Source organism: Mesorhizobium sp. WSM2561, assembly GCF_000513915.1.
GTDB classification, from domain to species: Bacteria; Pseudomonadota; Alphaproteobacteria; order Rhizobiales; family Rhizobiaceae; genus Mesorhizobium; species Mesorhizobium muleiense.
In genome coordinates this window covers 198,871-213,638 of the sequence record NZ_AZUX01000006.1, presented here as the reverse complement: position 1 = coordinate 213,638, position 14,768 = coordinate 198,871, and the positions used below count along the sequence as shown (strand labels likewise).

Genomic DNA, 14,768 nt, shown 5'->3' with positions numbered 1-14,768 from the left:
CTCGCTAGGGAGCGCCGAGCTTCGGCGGTCGCGTCGGGAGCAACGCGTCGGGAAGCGCGATGGTCGCCACCAGAACAGGTCGCGATGGTTTTTTGGCCTTCACTTTGTGGTTTTCCCGCAACCCCGATTGACGGGCTGGTCGCGAGCGCACGGACACATCTGCACGCGAAGCTGCGACGGCACGCGCTTTCGGAACGCGGTTGATACGCTCGCTGCGACGCTCATCCCGGGCCTTTTCAACGTCAATCGCCTTTCGAGCGGCGCTGAGCTCGCGGGCCAGGCCGACGGCCTTGTTGCGCTCTTGCTCCAACGCCACGCTCAGATCCATCGAGACGCGGCTCGCTTCCTGCCTTGCCGCGTCGCGTTCCCGCCGGGCGCTGTCGCGATCACGAGCAGCTGAATCTGCCCGTTCGCGCTCTAGTTCGAGTGCGTCGCCAGCTCGCTTCAAAGCCGCCTCGGCCACCTGTCGTTCCCTGATGGCGTCGGTGCGCGCAGCCGCAGCCAGATCCGCGCTTGTCTTAAGCGCGTCGATGGTCTGGCGCGCCGCGGTGAGTTCGCGTTCGAAGCGCTCAGCCTTGTGCCGCTCCTCATCAAGCGCTCGCTGCGCCTCTGCCACAGAGGCCGCCATAGAGTGACGCGCTTCAAGCATGGCGGCCTTCTCGTGATCGGCGAGAGTGGCTTTGGCCTTCAAGCCTTTCACTTGGCTTTGCGCCACTTCCAGATCGAGCGCGAGCTCTCCGGCTTTTCGCCGCTGCTGTTTTAGCGCCTGTCCTTGTTCAGCCATCATGTCGGCTACCGCACGCGCCTGCGCACTGGCATCGCGGGCGCCGCGCTGCATCACGGCCAGTTCGGCTCGCGCCGCCGCCAAATCGCGGCCGTCATGGTCAGCGCGAGCTGGGTCACCGCGAGCCGGCTGCACGCTCTTCCTGAGCGCGTCGACTTCCCTCAGCGCCGCAAAGAGGCTTTGTTCCAGCGTACCGCGGTCAGTCCGCATCGCATCGAGTTCCCGCACCAAGGCGTCAGCCCGTTGACGCGCCGTCGCAAGGTTCTGATTGTGTCGCGCGGCATCGTTGCGAGCAGTCTGGCGAGCCGCAAGTGCTTCCGCGCGCGCTGCCGCAATTTCCATGCGAGCGGCGGACAGCTCATTCAGCAACGCCCCTTGCAGGGCTTGCTGTTGCTCCCCTGCGTGGGAACCGCGCACGCCCGGTTGCGCCTCGGCCTGGCCGTTCTCGGCACTGGCGCGTTGCGAAGCCACCGCCGAAGAGCCGTCGCTGGCTGCGTCCGCCGGCGGTTCGGGCGCTTCTTGTTTGCCCTCCACCGAAGCTGTGAGGTCCGAAGGCGAATTTTGTATCAGTTTGACGGTTATGTCAGCCCGTTCCTGACGGCCGCTCCTGGCTTGCAAGCGATCGGAAATCAGCTTTGCCAGCTCCTCCTCACGCAGACCTGCGGCGGCAATGCTGCCGATCAAGGGAAGGTCAAGCGTGCCAGTCGAGTCGATGGTGAAACTATGGTTGAGCTGCAACGCTTCCAGAACGCCGTCGCGCAAGGCAGTCCACTGCCAAACGTGCAGTTCGATCGTGTCTCGCGGAGCAAGTCTGTCGTCAGCCTTCGGCCGACCGTGTGCCGCAGATCCCAGCAGCAGGATGATACACAACGAAATGAGGCACAGCATGGCGCTGCAGCTCCTGCCGCACATGCCACGCAATGAAGCCGAATTCCGTCGGTGAGCAAAGCTTGGCGCGGGGCTGCAGGATGGCGACCTGAAACTCTGCACAAAAGTCATAGCTGAACCTCACCGGCAACGCGACCCTTGCCGCGAACGGATTTCATAAGGAAAACCGCGCGCAGGCTGGGTCGGGGAGAAATTCCACAACCACAACGCGACACTAGCAAAGCCTGCGCGTACCGCTGAGCACCGAATAAGGCTTAGGAGTGTCTACTCCATACTTAATTATTGCGCCCTCACCCGTGGATCGTACCCCTTAAGGTGGTGGTTCTCCGACCTGGCCAGCTGCAGGCGTGTCGCAGGGCGAAGCGTCGCTCTTGGTGGGATGACTCTCCGGTGGCGCTTTCTGCTCATCAGATACATATCATCTGAATTTGTGGTTGACTCATTATACCAGTTGGCTTAGCTGTTGGAATGGCTTTGGCCAGCCGAGGCCGGGCTGAAAATTGGGCAGGCGGCAGGTGGAGGGGCAGGCTGAGGACGGCACCGAACCGGATGATCCGCCCAGGTGAGCCGGCAAATGACCCGGTCCCGCGACATCGGATGCGATCCGCCTGACAAACTGGAATGCATTTCAGCCTGGGCCGCGGAAGCACAGGCTTTTTCAAATGGGAGGAAACCATGAAACTCACTCGCAGAATGACACTTGCGGCTTTTGCCGGCATGCTGGCGCTGGGCACCGCCGCACCCGCCTATGCGGCGGATCTCATTGCCATCATCACGCCCTCGCACGACAATCCATTCTTCAAGGCGGAAGCCGTCGGCGCGGAAGCCAAGGCCAAGGAACTCGGCTATGAAACGCTGGTTCTGGCCCATGACGACGACGCCAACAAGCAGTCCGAGCTGATCGACACGGCGATCGGCCGCGGCGCCAAGGCGATCATCCTCGACAATGCCGGCGCCGACGCCTCGGTCGCCGCCGTGCAGAAGGCCAAGGACGCGGGCGTTCCGTCGTTCCTGATCGATCGCGAGATCAACGCCACCGGCGTCGCCGTCGCGCAGATCGTCTCCAACAACTACCAGGGCGCCCAGCTCGGCGCGCAGGAGTTCGTCAAGCTGATGGGCGAGAAAGGCAATTACGTCGAGCTGGTCGGCAAGGAATCCGACACCAATGCCGGCATCCGCTCCAAGGGCTATCACGACGTCATCGACGACTATCCGGACCTCAAGATGGTGGCGCAGCAGTCGGCCAACTGGAGCCAGACCGAGGCCTATGCCAAGATGGAATCGATCCTCCAGGCCAACCCGGACATCAAGGGCGTGATCTCCGGCAACGATACGATGGCGATGGGCGCCCATGCCGCCCTTGCCGCCGCCGGCCGCAAGGACGTCATCGTCGTCGGCTTCGACGGATCGAACGACGTGCGCGACTCGATCGCCTCTGGCGGCATCAAGGCCACGGTCCTGCAGCCGGCCTATGCGCAGGCTCAGATGGCAGTCGAGCAGGCCAACGACTTCATCAAGAACAAGAAGTCTCCGGCCGAGGAAAAGCAGCTGATGGACTGCGTCCTGATCAATGGCGACAATGCCGCCAAGCTGGAAACCTTCGCGCTGACCAACTGAGCCGGTGTGACATCAATCGCAAGGGACGAGCTTCCGGCTCGTCCCTTGCTTCCATTTCCCGGGTGCCCTGACCGCCATGCCGAACAAGCCGACATGTTGAAAAAGCTGACTTGGCCGACCGTTGCCGTGATATTTGGCATCAGCCTGACTGCCTGCAAGATCCTGCCGACACCGTCCGCGGAAAATGGCGGCAATGCACCGGCCTTCAATGCGGACAAGATGGTCGGCGATATCTGGGCTGCCAAAATGGTGCCCTATCTCCAGCAGAAGGCCGGATCGTTTCCCGAGGTTCACGCCCTGGCGAAAGCCGATCCTGCCGCTGCCGGCGCCAAATACGGCAATCCGAAGAAGCAGGCGAATTCGCCGTGGACCTTCGCGGTTCGCCTCGAAGGCAAGATTGTTGCGGCGAACACCCAGTCACGCGCCGCAACCATGGACGTCGATGCCGACGGTGACGGCAAGGCGGATGCACGGGTGCAGATCGGACCGGCGATGCGTGGCACCGCGCTGCGCGACAGCCTCGACTTCATCCAGTTCAACGATTTCACCAATCAGATCGACTTCGCCCAGTTCGGCAAGGCGTTCAACATCCATGCCGACAAGGCGGTGCTCTCCAAGCTGCCGCGCGAAGCGCTGGAGGGCCGCAGCGTCAGGGTTGTCGGCGCTTATGTCATGGGCAGCGGCCAGGACCTGCCGCTGGTGACCCCGGCGGAGGCAGAGGTGGGGCCAAAGCCATGACTGCTGCCGGCGATCACGATATCATCCTGAAGCTGGAAGACGTCTCCAAGGTCTATTCGGGCACAGTCGCGGTCAAGCGCGCGAATTTCGAAGTACGCAAGGGCGCGGTCAACGTGCTGGTCGGCGAGAACGGCGCCGGCAAATCGACGCTGATGAAGATCATCGCCGGCGTCGAACAGCCGACGCTCGGGCGCATCCTCCTGGAGGGCGATGAGGTTTCCTTTTCCTCATCCGGCGACGCGGTGAACCGCGGCATCGGCATGGTGTTCCAGGAGCTGAACCTGTTCGGCAACCTGACGGTCGCCGAGAATATTTTCGCCACCCGCGAGATCACCAACCGGTTCCGCAAGATCGACAGCCGGGAACAGGAGCGCCGCGCGGCGGAATTTCTCGAGCGCCTGCAAGCCGGCATCCAGCCGGACATGCTGGTCGAGGATTTGCGCATCGGCCAGCAGCAGCTGGTCGAGATCGCCAAGGCGGTCTCGCTCGATGCGCGCATCCTGATCATGGACGAACCGACCTCGGCGCTGAGTGCGGCGGAAGTCGAGGTCCTGTTCAAGGTGATCGCCGATCTCAAGGCGCGCGGCGTGGCGATCGTCTACATCTCGCACCGCCTCGAGGAGCTGATCCGCATCGGCGACTACATCACCGTGCTGCGCGACGGCCGCATCACCGGTCAGGAGAAGATGAAAAACGTCGACACGCAATGGATCGTGCGGCAGATGATCGGCTCCGACGCCAAGGATTTTGCCAAGGCCGACGGCCATGTTCCGGGCGAAGAGATCTTCCGCGCCGAGGACATCTGCCTGCCGCGCGTGACCGGCGGGCTTGCGGTCGATCACGTCTCGCTGTCGCTGCGTGCCGGCGAGATCCTCGGCATCTACGGCCTGATGGGCGCCGGGCGCAGCGAGCTGTTCGACTGCATCATGGGGCGCCACGGCCATGCGACCGGGGCGATCTTCATTGCCGGCAAGAAGGTCAGAGAACGCGACACCACGCGGCGGATCCGGCGCGGGCTGGCGCTGATCCCCGAGGACCGCCAGCGCGAAGGTCTGGTGTCGATCCTCTCGGTCGCCAGCAATCTGACGCTGGCCAGCCTGTCGCGGTTTGTCCGCCTGTTCCATATCAGCGGCGCCAAGGAGAACCAGGCGGTGACGCAGATGGTGCGGGAACTGGCGATCAAGGTCGCCAATCCGGCACAGGAGGTCTCGTCGCTGTCGGGCGGCAACCAGCAGAAGGTGGTGATCGGCAAGGCGCTGCTCACCGGACCGAAGGTGCTGCTGATGGATGAGCCGAGCCGCGGCATCGATGTCGGCGCCAAGGCCGACGTCTTTCGCACCATGCGCAAACTGTCCCGCGACGGGCTGGGCATTCTGTTCGCCACCTCCGATCTCGACGAGGTGATGGCGCTGTCCGACCGCATCGCGGTGATGAGCAATGGAAAACTGACCGGCATGTTCGATCGCGCCGAGGCGACGGAGGCGGCACTTGTCGCCGCATCGGCGCTTGGCCACGGGCCGGTCCCGCACATGGAGAGCCACGCCCATGACTGACATCCCGGCCAAGGCTTCGGTTGCCTCCGCCTCGAGCGGCTCCGTGCTGCTGACGCTGATGAAGGCGAGGACGTTCATTGCGTTGATCGCCGTCCTGATCTTCTTCTCGATCGCAGCACCGAATTTCCTGTCGGCCGCCAACCTGATCCTGATGTCGAAGCACGTGGCGCTGAACGCCTTCCTCGCCATGGGCATGACCTTCGTCATCATCACCGGCGGCATCGACCTGTCGGTCGGCTCGATCGTCGGCCTGTGCGGCATGGTCGCCGGCTATCTCGTGCTCAACGGCATCGACCTGCAGGTCGGCTACACGATCTATTTCAACGTCTTCGAGATCGCACTGATCACGCTGGCGGTCGGAATTTTGATCGGCGCCGTCAACGGATTGCTGATCACCAGGCTGAATGTCGCGCCGTTCATCGCCACGCTCGGCGTGCTCTATGTTGCACGCGGCCTGGCGCTGCTGTCATCCGATGGCCGCACCTTCCCGAACCTTGTCGGCAAGCCCGATCTGGGTTCGACCGGGTTCGGCTTTCTCGGCGCCGGCCGGCTGCTCGGCCTGCCGGTCTCGATATGGATTCTTGTCGTCGTAGCAGTTGGGGCGGCCTATCTCGCCAAATACACCCCGCTCGGCCGCCACATCTTCGCCGTCGGCGGCAACGAACGGGCGGCGCGGATTTCGGGCGTCCGGGTCAACATGGTGAAGATGTTCGTCTACATGTTCTCCGGGTTCTGCGCGGCGGTCGTCGGGCTGATCATCTCCTCCGAACTGATGGCCTCGCATCCGGCGACCGGCGAAAGCTTCGAGCTCAACGCCATCGCCGCGGCGGTGCTGGGCGGCACCTCGATGTCGGGTGGCCGCGGCACGATCGGCGGCACCATCGTCGGCGCCTTCGTCATCGGCATCCTTTCCGACGGGCTGGTGATGATGGGGGTGAGCTCGTTCTGGCAGATGGTGATCAAGGGCCTGGTCATCATCGTCGCCGTCGTCGTCGACCAGGCGCAGCGCCGGCTGCAGAGCCGGGTGACGCTGATGCAGATGGCAAAGGCGGGCTGACCCGTGGCGGAACTGCGAGGAGCGCTGATCGGCTGCGGCTTCTTCGCCGTCAACCAGATGCATGCCTGGCGCGACATCGAAGGCGCCTCGATCGTCGCCATCTGCGACCGCGACCCGGAACGGCTCAAGGTGGTTGGCGATCAGTTCGGCATCGTGCGGCGCTACGTCGACGCAGCGGCACTTTTTGCCGGCGAAAGCCTGGATTTCGTCGATATCGCCACCACCGCGCCGAGCCATCGTCCGCTCGTCGTGATGGCGGCACAAAACCGCGTTCCGGCGATCTGCCAAAAACCGTTCGCGCCGTCGCTTGCCGATGCCAAGGCTATGGTGAAGGCATGCAGCGATGCCGGCGTGGCGTTGATGGTGCATGAAAATTTTCGTTGGCAGTCGCCGATCCAGGCGGTGCGCGCCGTTCTCGACAGCGGCGACATCGGCACGCCCTTCTTCGGCCGGATCTCGTTCCGCTCGGCCTATGACGTGTTTTCCGGGCAGCCCTATCTGGCGACGGGAAAGCGCTTCATCATCGAAGACCTCGGCATCCACAGTCTCGACATAGCCCGCTTCCTGCTGGGCGACGTTTCGACGATCACGACCCGAACCGCTCGCATCAACCCCAACATTGCCGGCGAGGACGTCGCAACCATGCTGATGGACCACAAGAGCGGCGCAACGTCCGTGGTCGACTGCAGCTATGCGACCAAGCTCGCCATCGAGCCGTTTCCGCAGACGCTGGTCGAGATCGACGGCAGCGACGGCACGATCCGGCTCGAGCAGAATTACCGGCTCACCGTCACCGGCAGGAACGGAACGGCGGTCAGCGACGTCTCGCCGCCGCTGCTGCCCTGGGCATCGCGGCCATGGCACAACATCCAGGAAAGTGTCGTCGCCATTCAAAAGCACTGGGTCGACTGCCTGGCGAACGGGACCGAGCCGGCAACCTCGGGCACCGACAATCTCAGGACCTTGGCGCTGGTCGAGGCCGCCTATGCCGGTGCTGCAAGCGGTGAACCGGTGCAGCTCGACGCTTTGCTGAGATGACCGCGGATGCCTTCCTCCTCCATGGCACACACGCGGTCGAGTCCGAGCCGGTCAGCTTGCGCGCCGGCGCGCTCAGCGCCGACTTCGTCAACGGTAATCTGCGCACCATCCGCCATTGCGGTATCGAGGTGCTGCGCGCCATCGCCTACATCGTCAGGGATCGCGACTGGGGCACCTACGAGCCGGCGCTGACGGATTTGGTGATCGACCAGGGCGCCGACACTTTCATTGTCAGCTATTCGGCAAGCTGTGTCGGACCGGAGCGAAGCCGGCTCGACTTTCGCGCGACGATCAAAGGTTCCGCCGACGGCCAGCTGGTTTTCGACGTGAGCGCGCTTCCCGAAAACGCTTTCGAGACCAATCGCTGCGGCTTCTGCATCCTGCATCCGATCGCCGGCCTGGCCGGCAGCCCGGTCACGGTCGAGCACACCGACGGCAGCGTCGCAACGAAACTTCCTGAGCTGATCGACCCCTGGCAGCCTCTCAAGGATCTGCGGGCGATCACCCATGAGGTCCGGCCCGGCGTCACCGCGGAATGCCGGATGGAAGGCGATGCGTTCGAGATGGAGGACCAGCGCAATTGGTCGGACGCGTCCTACAAGACCTATGTCCGGCCGCTGGCGCTGCCTTGGCCCTATATGCTGCCCGCCGGCCAGACTGTGCGCCAGACGATCAGGCTGCGTGTGACCGGCGAAGGCAGGGTGCCGGCTGCCGCAGCAACAGCCGAGCCGGTCCGAGTCGAACTCGGCGAAACCGGACCGCTGTTGCCGGATATCGGCGTGATCATCTACCCGGACGAGGTCGAGACGGCGCTGGCAAACCTGCCGACACTGTCCGCGCTCGGCCCGCAGCAGCTGATGTTCCATTACGATCCAACGCGGGGCCATGGCCTCGACGCCTTGCAGTCCTTTGCCCGGCTCGCCGCAGCCTACCCGGTCGAGACGACGCTCGAATGCGTCGTTTCCTGCGTTGGCGATCTCGATGCCGAGCTCTCAGGCGTCGCCAGCACGGTGCGTCAGGCCGGACTAGAGCTCTCGGCCATCGCCGTCTCGCCTTCGGTCGACCGGCAGTCGACGCCGCCGGGCAGCGCATGGCCTCAATGTCCGCCGCTTGAAGATGTCTATGCCGCGGCACGCCGCGCCTTTCCCGACATCCGCCTCGGCGGCGGCATGTTCAGCTATTTCACCGAACTCAACCGCAAGCGCGTTCCCGCCGATCTGCTCGATTTCGTCAGCCACTGCACCTGCCCGATCGTGCACGCCGCCGACGATCTCAGCGTCATGCAATCGCTGGAGGCACTGCCTTTCATCACCCAATCGGCGCGGGCGATCTTCGGAGCAAAACCCTACCGGATCGGCCCGTCGACCATCGCCATGCGGCAGAACCCCTATGGCGGCGCGACCAAGGCCAACCCGCACCGTCAGCGCATCGCCATGGCCGACCGGGATCCTCGCCATGCCGGGCTGTTCGCGGCAGCATGGACGATCGGCTATGCCGCGCGGGTCGCGCCGGCCGGGCTGGAGATGCTCACGCTGTCCAGCTTCACTGGACCGTTCGGCGTGCTGGCGGCATCCGGGGAACCCGTCGGCGAAGGTGAACCCCGGCCGATCTTCCAGGCCGTGCAGGGGCTTTGCGAACTGGCCGGCTTCAGGCAGGTAGCGGCGAGGACGAGCGATGAGACGCGGCTGCTCACGCTGGCCGGCCGTTCTGCCGCGGGCCAGACCGTCATGTGGCTGGCGAACCTGACGGCGAGCGAAGTGACGGTTGATATTTCCGGGTTCGAGCGACGCCACCTTGTGATGACGCCTTACGCGATCACCCGGATCGGGTGAATCAGCTGCCGGAATTCATCATCCGGAATTCATCACATAGAGCGCGCGCGAGCGCTCGAGGTGCTTGATCATCGCCTTCTCGGCGCCGTCCGCATCCTTCTGCTCGATGCGGCCGATAATCTCTTCGTGCTCGGTCAGCGTAAAATTTTCCTTGCCGGTCCAGATCAGCATCTCGGTGTGATACTCCTTCAGCCAGCCAAGCATCGCTTCGCTGACCGCGACATAGATCGGGTTGCCGGATATCGCCGCGATCTGGGTATGAAACTTCATATCGGCGGATATGAAGGCTTCGGAATCGCCGCGAAAGCTCCGCTGTTCGGCAACGGTTGCCCGCAACCGCTGCACGTCCTCGGCGGTGGCCTTTTCGGCGGCTTCCCTGACCATGCCGCGTTCGAAGAAGATGCGCGCATTCTTGAGGTGCTCCAGCGTGTCCTTCGACGACGACAGGATGATCTTGGCGGCGCCGTCGACCTGCTTGAAGATCGACTTGGCGGTCAGCTGAAGCACCTTCGCCCGCTCGCCATGCGAGATCGCGACAAGGCCCATATTGCTCAACGCCTGCATCGCCTCGCGGATCGCCGGCCTGCCGACCGCGAAGCGCTCCATCAGCTCGCGCTCCGACGGCATGTCGTCGCCCGGCTGCAATTCGCCGCTGGTGATCAAGCGCTTCAGTCGCAAAAACACTTCGTCGGAAAGTTTGCGCCGGACGATCGGCTCCGAACGGTTCATCGTCGCGAATCACTCCCTTGACCGGTTCTGTTTAGCATCGTCATCACGAATCTCGGAATGCTCGGCCGAGCAGGATATCGCTTGCAATACTTATGTACTCATTATACCAGATTTCGAGGATCAGGGAACTTTTTTCGGACTATGATCACCCTCACCTATCGCATCGAAACCCCAGGCAGCATCGACGCGCTGGCGGCCAAGATCGCCAGCGACCAGTCGACCGGAACCTTCGTCGCGCTGGCCGGCGAGACCGAGGAGCTCAAGGCCCGGGTGGCGGCGCGCGTACTGGCGATACGGCCTCTTCCGGACGCCGAACGCCCGTCCCTTCCGGAAGCCGGCGTCGGGCCCTTCAAGCGCGCGGATGTCGACATCGCATTTCCGTTTGATGCCATCGGCACCGATCTTTCGGCATTGATGACCATCGCCATTGGCGGCGCCTTCTCGATCAAGGGCCTGTCCGGCATCCGCATCGTCGACATGAAGCTGCCTGTGGAATACCGGGGCGCGCACCCGGGTCCGCAATTCGGTGTCGCCGGCAGCCGCCGGCTGACCGGCGTCAGGGATCGCCCGATCATCGGAACGATCGTCAAGCCGGCGCTTGGGCTGCGCCCGCACGAGACGGCCGAAATGGTCGGTGAGCTGATCGACGCCGGCGTCGATTTCATCAAGGACGACGAGAAGCTGATGAGCCCGGCCTATTCGCCGCTATCGGAACGGGTGAAAGCGATCATGCCGCTCGTCCTCGACCATGAGCAGAAGACCGGCAAAAAGGTGATGTATGCCTTTGGCATCTCGCATGCCGACCCGGACGAGATGATGCGCAACCATGATCTGGTGGCGAAGGCCGGCGGCAATTGCGCCGTGGTCAACATCAATTCCGTCGGCTTCGGCGGCATGGCTTACCTGAGAAAGCGCTCCAGCCTGGTGCTCCATGCGCACCGCAACGGCTGGGACATCCTGACCCGCCACCCCGGCCTCGGCATGGATTTCAAGGTCTGGCAGCAGTTCTGGCGGCTTCTCGGCGTCGACCAGTTCCAGATCAACGGCATCGCCTCGAAATACTGGGAGCCGGACTGGTCCTTCATCAGTTCCTTCGAGGCGGTGACCACGCCGATCTTTTCGCCGGAGGATTGCGCGCTGCCGGTCGCCGGCTCCGGCCAATGGGGTGGACAAGCCCCCGAAACCTACCGGCGAACCGGCCGAACGGTCGATCTTCTCTATCTCTGCGGCGGCGGCATCGTCAGCCATCCTGACGGACCGGGCGCCGGCGTACGCGCCGTGCAGCAAGCCTGGCAGGCGGCGGTCGATGGCATACCGTTGGCGGACTTCGCCCTGAGCCACCCGGAACTGGCGCGGTCGATCGAGAAATTCGGCGACGGCAAAGCGGCCTGACGCCATGCAGAACCTGCTTCTGAGCTATTATGGCGACGACCTCACCGGCTCGACCGACGTCATGGAAGCGCTCGAGCTCGGCGGCGTGCCGACCGTGCTGTTCATGCGCCAGCCGGACGAGGCCATGCTTTCGCAGTTCAGGCATTGCCGTGCCATCGGCCTGGCCGGCACCAGCCGAAGCGAGACGCCGCAGTGGATGGACACGCACCTCAAGCGCGCCTTCGCCTGGCTGAAGACCCTGAACGCCGAGATCTGCCACTACAAGGTCTGCTCGACCTTCGATTCCAGCCCGGCGATCGGCAGCATCGGCCGGGCTATCGAGATCGGCCGCTCGGTTTTTAGCCAGGACAGCGTGCCGCTGGTGGTCGGCGCGCCGCAGCTCAAGCGCTATACCGCCTTCGGCCATCTGTTTGCGGCCTACCGCGAAAAATATTTCCGTATCGATCGCCACCCGGTGATGAGCCGACATCCGACCACACCGATGGATGAATCCGACCTGCTGATTCATCTGTCGCGACAGACGGATCTCACCCCGGGACTGGTCGATCTGGCGACGCTGCAGTCAGCGTCCCGATCGGAAGCGTTCGATCGCCTGACCGAAGATGGCAGCGACATCGTGCTTTTGGATGTCGACAGCCTGGAAACTCAGGCGCTTGCCGGCAAGGAGATATGGCGCGTTCGCCGGCCGGGCGGCACTTTCGTCGTCGGCTCTTCGGGCATCGAATATGCGCTGCTGGCCGAATGGGCCGCCAACCGGACCGTCCGTGCTGAGCCCAGCTTTTCGCCGCCGGGTGCGGCCGACCGGATCGCAGTGGTCTCGGGCAGCTGCTCGCCGACGACGGAACGACAGATCCGGCATTCTTTGACGGACGGTTTCGACGGGGTCGAGGTCGACCCTGTCGAACTGGTTTCCGAAGCCTCCAGGGATGCGATTGCGCGCGCGGCAGCAAGCGGGCGTGGCAGCCTGGAAGCCGGTCGCAGCGTCGTCCTCTACACCGCCCTCGGCCCCACAGCCGACCGGGGCGCCGAAATCGACCGGCAGGAAGGCGCCCGCCACAAGCTTGGCCGCGGCCTCGGCGAACTTCTTCGCGAGCTTACGATCGAGCAGAAATTGCAGCGCGTGGTCATTGCCGGCGGCGATACGTCGAGCCATGCGCTCGGCCAGATGGGCGTCGATGCGCTGACGGTCAGGTTGCCGCTGCCCGCGTCGCCGGGCTCTCCGCTTTGCGTCGCCCACTCGCGCGTCAAGGCAATCGACGGACTGGAGATTGCCCTCAAGGGCGGGCAAGTCGGAACCGATCGCTATTTCTGCGCCATCCGCGATGGGCTCGGCGGCTGAAGGCGCGCTGGATTTGCCTGATCTCACGACTTCTTGAACACGGCGCGGTTACCAACACACGATACCTGCCCCACATAAGGCGCCGTACGCGCAGCGGCGGGGCGGCGTAAACGCTCAAGCGGGGCTGGATCACGGCTCCGCGAATGAACCAGCGGGATGCCGCGATGTCATTCAGACCATTGCTTGGTGACGGACGGGTTCGGAGCCAGGAGGAGAAGTCGGAGCCCCTGCAAACCGCGTCATGGGCCAGCTCCTCGATTGTTTTCGACAACCGGCGGTGGGCGTGCCGCGAGGCGGAGCTGCGCTGGACAGCCCCTCATCATCTGATCGTGCTGACTGAAGAAGGCGGAACCTCGCATACATCTATCCGGCACGAGGCAAGATCGCTGTACGACGGAATGGACCGTCCCGGAGCCCTCACCTTCGTCCCCGCAGGCGCCGAGCGGCACGGCTTCTATCGCGATGTAGACCTCTCCTACTCAGCCCTGTGGATCGATCCCGATATCAGCCTTCCCGGCTGCGAACGCCTGAGAGACCTGCCGATCCTGGTGAACAGGAAAGACGTGGTGATCGCCACGCTGCTGAGTTCGCTTCGCGACGAGATGGCACTCGGCCACAAGCCGGACACCGCCTATATCGAGCATCTGGTCGCCCTGGTCAGCCTCCGCGTGGCCAGCCTGAACCGGGAGCAACACCCGCCTGTACGTCACGGCTGTCTCAGCCGTCGCGCGCTTGGTCGAGTTCGGGCTTATATCGATGCGCATATGAATGCCGACGTTTCGCTAAGCGAGTTGGCAGCCGTCGCGGGCATGGCCGTCGACAGTTTTGCGCGCCGATTCAAGGCGACGACCGGGCTTGCACCCTATGCCTATGTGATCGAGGAACGCGTCCGGCGAGCCGAGATACTGCTGCGCGAAACGGGTTTGTCGATCGGCAGCATTGCCTTTCGGCTCGGCTTTTCAAGCCAGAGCCACTTCACCACGACATTCCGGCGTCTCAGGGGCGTGACGCCTCGGGCCTATCGGGTGAATTCTTCTCCGGAATCCTGATATTGCCGCCGGTTTCCTGAAAGAAAACCGCCGCGCGCCTCCCCACCTCCAAGGTCGATGAGTGACAGAACTGCGACTGGGAGATCATGTATGGCCAAAACAGACACAAGGAGCGGGCCGACTCGTCGAACGGTTCTGGAGGGCGGGGTGGCGACCGGCGTGCTCCTGGCTACCGGTATACCGGTATACGCGGAGCCGGCCGGCGCCGTTGCGGCGGCCGCATCGCCGACGCCGGCGCCGACGATGCCGATATCGCTGCGGATCAACGCGAAGGATTTTGCCGTCGAGCTCGACCCGCGGACGACGCTGCTCGACGCGCTGCGCAACCATCTCGGCCTCACCGGCTCGAAGAAGGGCTGCGACCACGGCCAGTGCGGCGCATGCACGGTGCTGGTTGATGGGCGCCGGATCAATTCCTGCCTGACGCTTGCCGCAATGCATGAAGGCGACGAGATCACCACGGTCGAGGGCCTGGCCGAGGGCGACCGGCTGCATCCGGTGCAGGCCGCCTTCGTTGCCCGCGACGGCTTCCAGTGCGGCTACTGCACGCCGGGCCAGATCTGCTCGGCGGTCGCGATGCTAGGCGAGGCCAGGGCCGGCTGGCCGAGCCATGCGAGCGCCGACGTGGCAGCGGTTTCCGTCGCCCTCACCGATGCCGAGATCCGCGAGCGGATGAGCGGCAACATCTGCCGTTGTGCCGCTTATCCGAACATTGTCGCTGCAATCCGCGACGCGGCAGAGGGGGCGTGAGC

The 14,768-nt window shown here is 64.0% G+C and carries 12 protein-coding genes; 10 read left to right on the top strand and 2 right to left on the bottom strand.

Going from position 1 to position 14,768, the window contains the following annotated elements; translation table 11 throughout:
• Nucleotides 1–4: 4 nt before the first annotated feature.
• Nucleotides 5–1,672: a polysaccharide biosynthesis/export family protein gene (locus tag M727_RS0110115; protein WP_051505578.1), complete on the bottom strand. Its 1,668-nt coding sequence runs from the start codon at nucleotides 1,670–1,672 to the stop codon at nucleotides 5–7.
• A 675-nt stretch (nucleotides 1,673–2,347) separates the two neighbouring features.
• On the opposite strand from M727_RS0110115, the gene M727_RS0110105 reads away from it, so the two are divergent.
• The 6 genes from M727_RS0110105 (at nucleotide 2,348) to M727_RS0110080 (ending at nucleotide 9,507) form a co-directional block, all read left to right on the top strand.
• Entirely contained in the window at nucleotides 2,348–3,289 is a 942-nt protein-coding gene (locus tag M727_RS0110105; RefSeq protein WP_027152592.1) for a D-ribose ABC transporter substrate-binding protein, read from the top strand.
• 93 nt (nucleotides 3,290–3,382) lie between these two features.
• Nucleotides 3,383–4,027 carry a DUF2291 family protein gene (locus M727_RS0110100; RefSeq protein ID WP_027152591.1) on the top strand — a complete coding sequence of 215 codons (645 nt, stop codon included), beginning with the start codon at nucleotides 3,383–3,385 and terminating at the stop codon, nucleotides 4,025–4,027.
• Nucleotides 4,024–5,580: a sugar ABC transporter ATP-binding protein gene (locus M727_RS0110095; RefSeq protein WP_027152590.1), complete on the top strand. Its 1,557-nt coding sequence runs from the start codon at nucleotides 4,024–4,026 to the stop codon at nucleotides 5,578–5,580. The genes M727_RS0110100 and M727_RS0110095 overlap by 4 nt, the downstream gene beginning before the upstream one ends.
• On the top strand, nucleotides 5,573–6,637 hold the full coding sequence (locus tag M727_RS0110090; RefSeq protein WP_036261995.1) for an ABC transporter permease: 1,065 nt from the start codon (nucleotides 5,573–5,575) through the stop codon (nucleotides 6,635–6,637). The genes M727_RS0110095 and M727_RS0110090 overlap by 8 nt, the downstream gene beginning before the upstream one ends.
• A 3-nt stretch (nucleotides 6,638–6,640) precedes the next feature.
• A complete protein-coding gene (locus M727_RS0110085) occupies nucleotides 6,641–7,675 on the top strand; it encodes a Gfo/Idh/MocA family oxidoreductase (RefSeq protein WP_027152588.1) in 1,035 nt (344 codons plus the stop codon).
• The gene (locus M727_RS0110080; protein WP_027152587.1) at nucleotides 7,672–9,507 is read left to right on the top strand and encodes a hypothetical protein; all 1,836 of its coding nucleotides are present in this window, start codon (nucleotides 7,672–7,674) and stop codon (nucleotides 9,505–9,507) included. Before M727_RS0110085 ends, M727_RS0110080 begins: the two co-directional genes overlap by 4 nt.
• 18 nt (nucleotides 9,508–9,525) lie before the next feature.
• On the opposite strand, the gene M727_RS0110075 is transcribed toward M727_RS0110080, so the two are convergent.
• Complete coding sequence (locus M727_RS0110075) at nucleotides 9,526–10,236, bottom strand: transcriptional regulator NanR (RefSeq protein WP_027152586.1); 711 nt, start codon at nucleotides 10,234–10,236, stop codon at nucleotides 9,526–9,528.
• A 141-nt stretch (nucleotides 10,237–10,377) separates the two neighbouring features.
• Here M727_RS0110075 and oiaX point away from each other — a divergent pair, with 141 nt between their 5' ends.
• The 4 genes from oiaX (at nucleotide 10,378) to M727_RS0110055 (ending at nucleotide 14,766) form a co-directional block, all read left to right on the top strand.
• The gene (oiaX, locus tag M727_RS0110070) at nucleotides 10,378–11,628 is read left to right on the top strand and encodes a 3-oxo-isoapionate-4-phosphate decarboxylase OiaX (RefSeq protein WP_027152585.1); all 1,251 of its coding nucleotides are present in this window, start codon (nucleotides 10,378–10,380) and stop codon (nucleotides 11,626–11,628) included.
• A gap of 4 nt (nucleotides 11,629–11,632) precedes the next feature.
• Entirely contained in the window at nucleotides 11,633–12,967 is a 1,335-nt protein-coding gene (locus M727_RS0110065) for a four-carbon acid sugar kinase family protein (protein ID WP_027152584.1), read from the top strand.
• Between the two features lie 164 nt (nucleotides 12,968–13,131).
• Entirely contained in the window at nucleotides 13,132–14,016 is an 885-nt protein-coding gene (locus tag M727_RS0110060) for an AraC family transcriptional regulator (RefSeq protein WP_027152583.1), read from the top strand.
• Between the two features lie 90 nt (nucleotides 14,017–14,106).
• The gene (locus tag M727_RS0110055) at nucleotides 14,107–14,766 is read left to right on the top strand and encodes a 2Fe-2S iron-sulfur cluster-binding protein (protein WP_027152582.1); all 660 of its coding nucleotides are present in this window, start codon (nucleotides 14,107–14,109) and stop codon (nucleotides 14,764–14,766) included.
• Nucleotides 14,767–14,768: the final 2 nt, after the last annotated feature.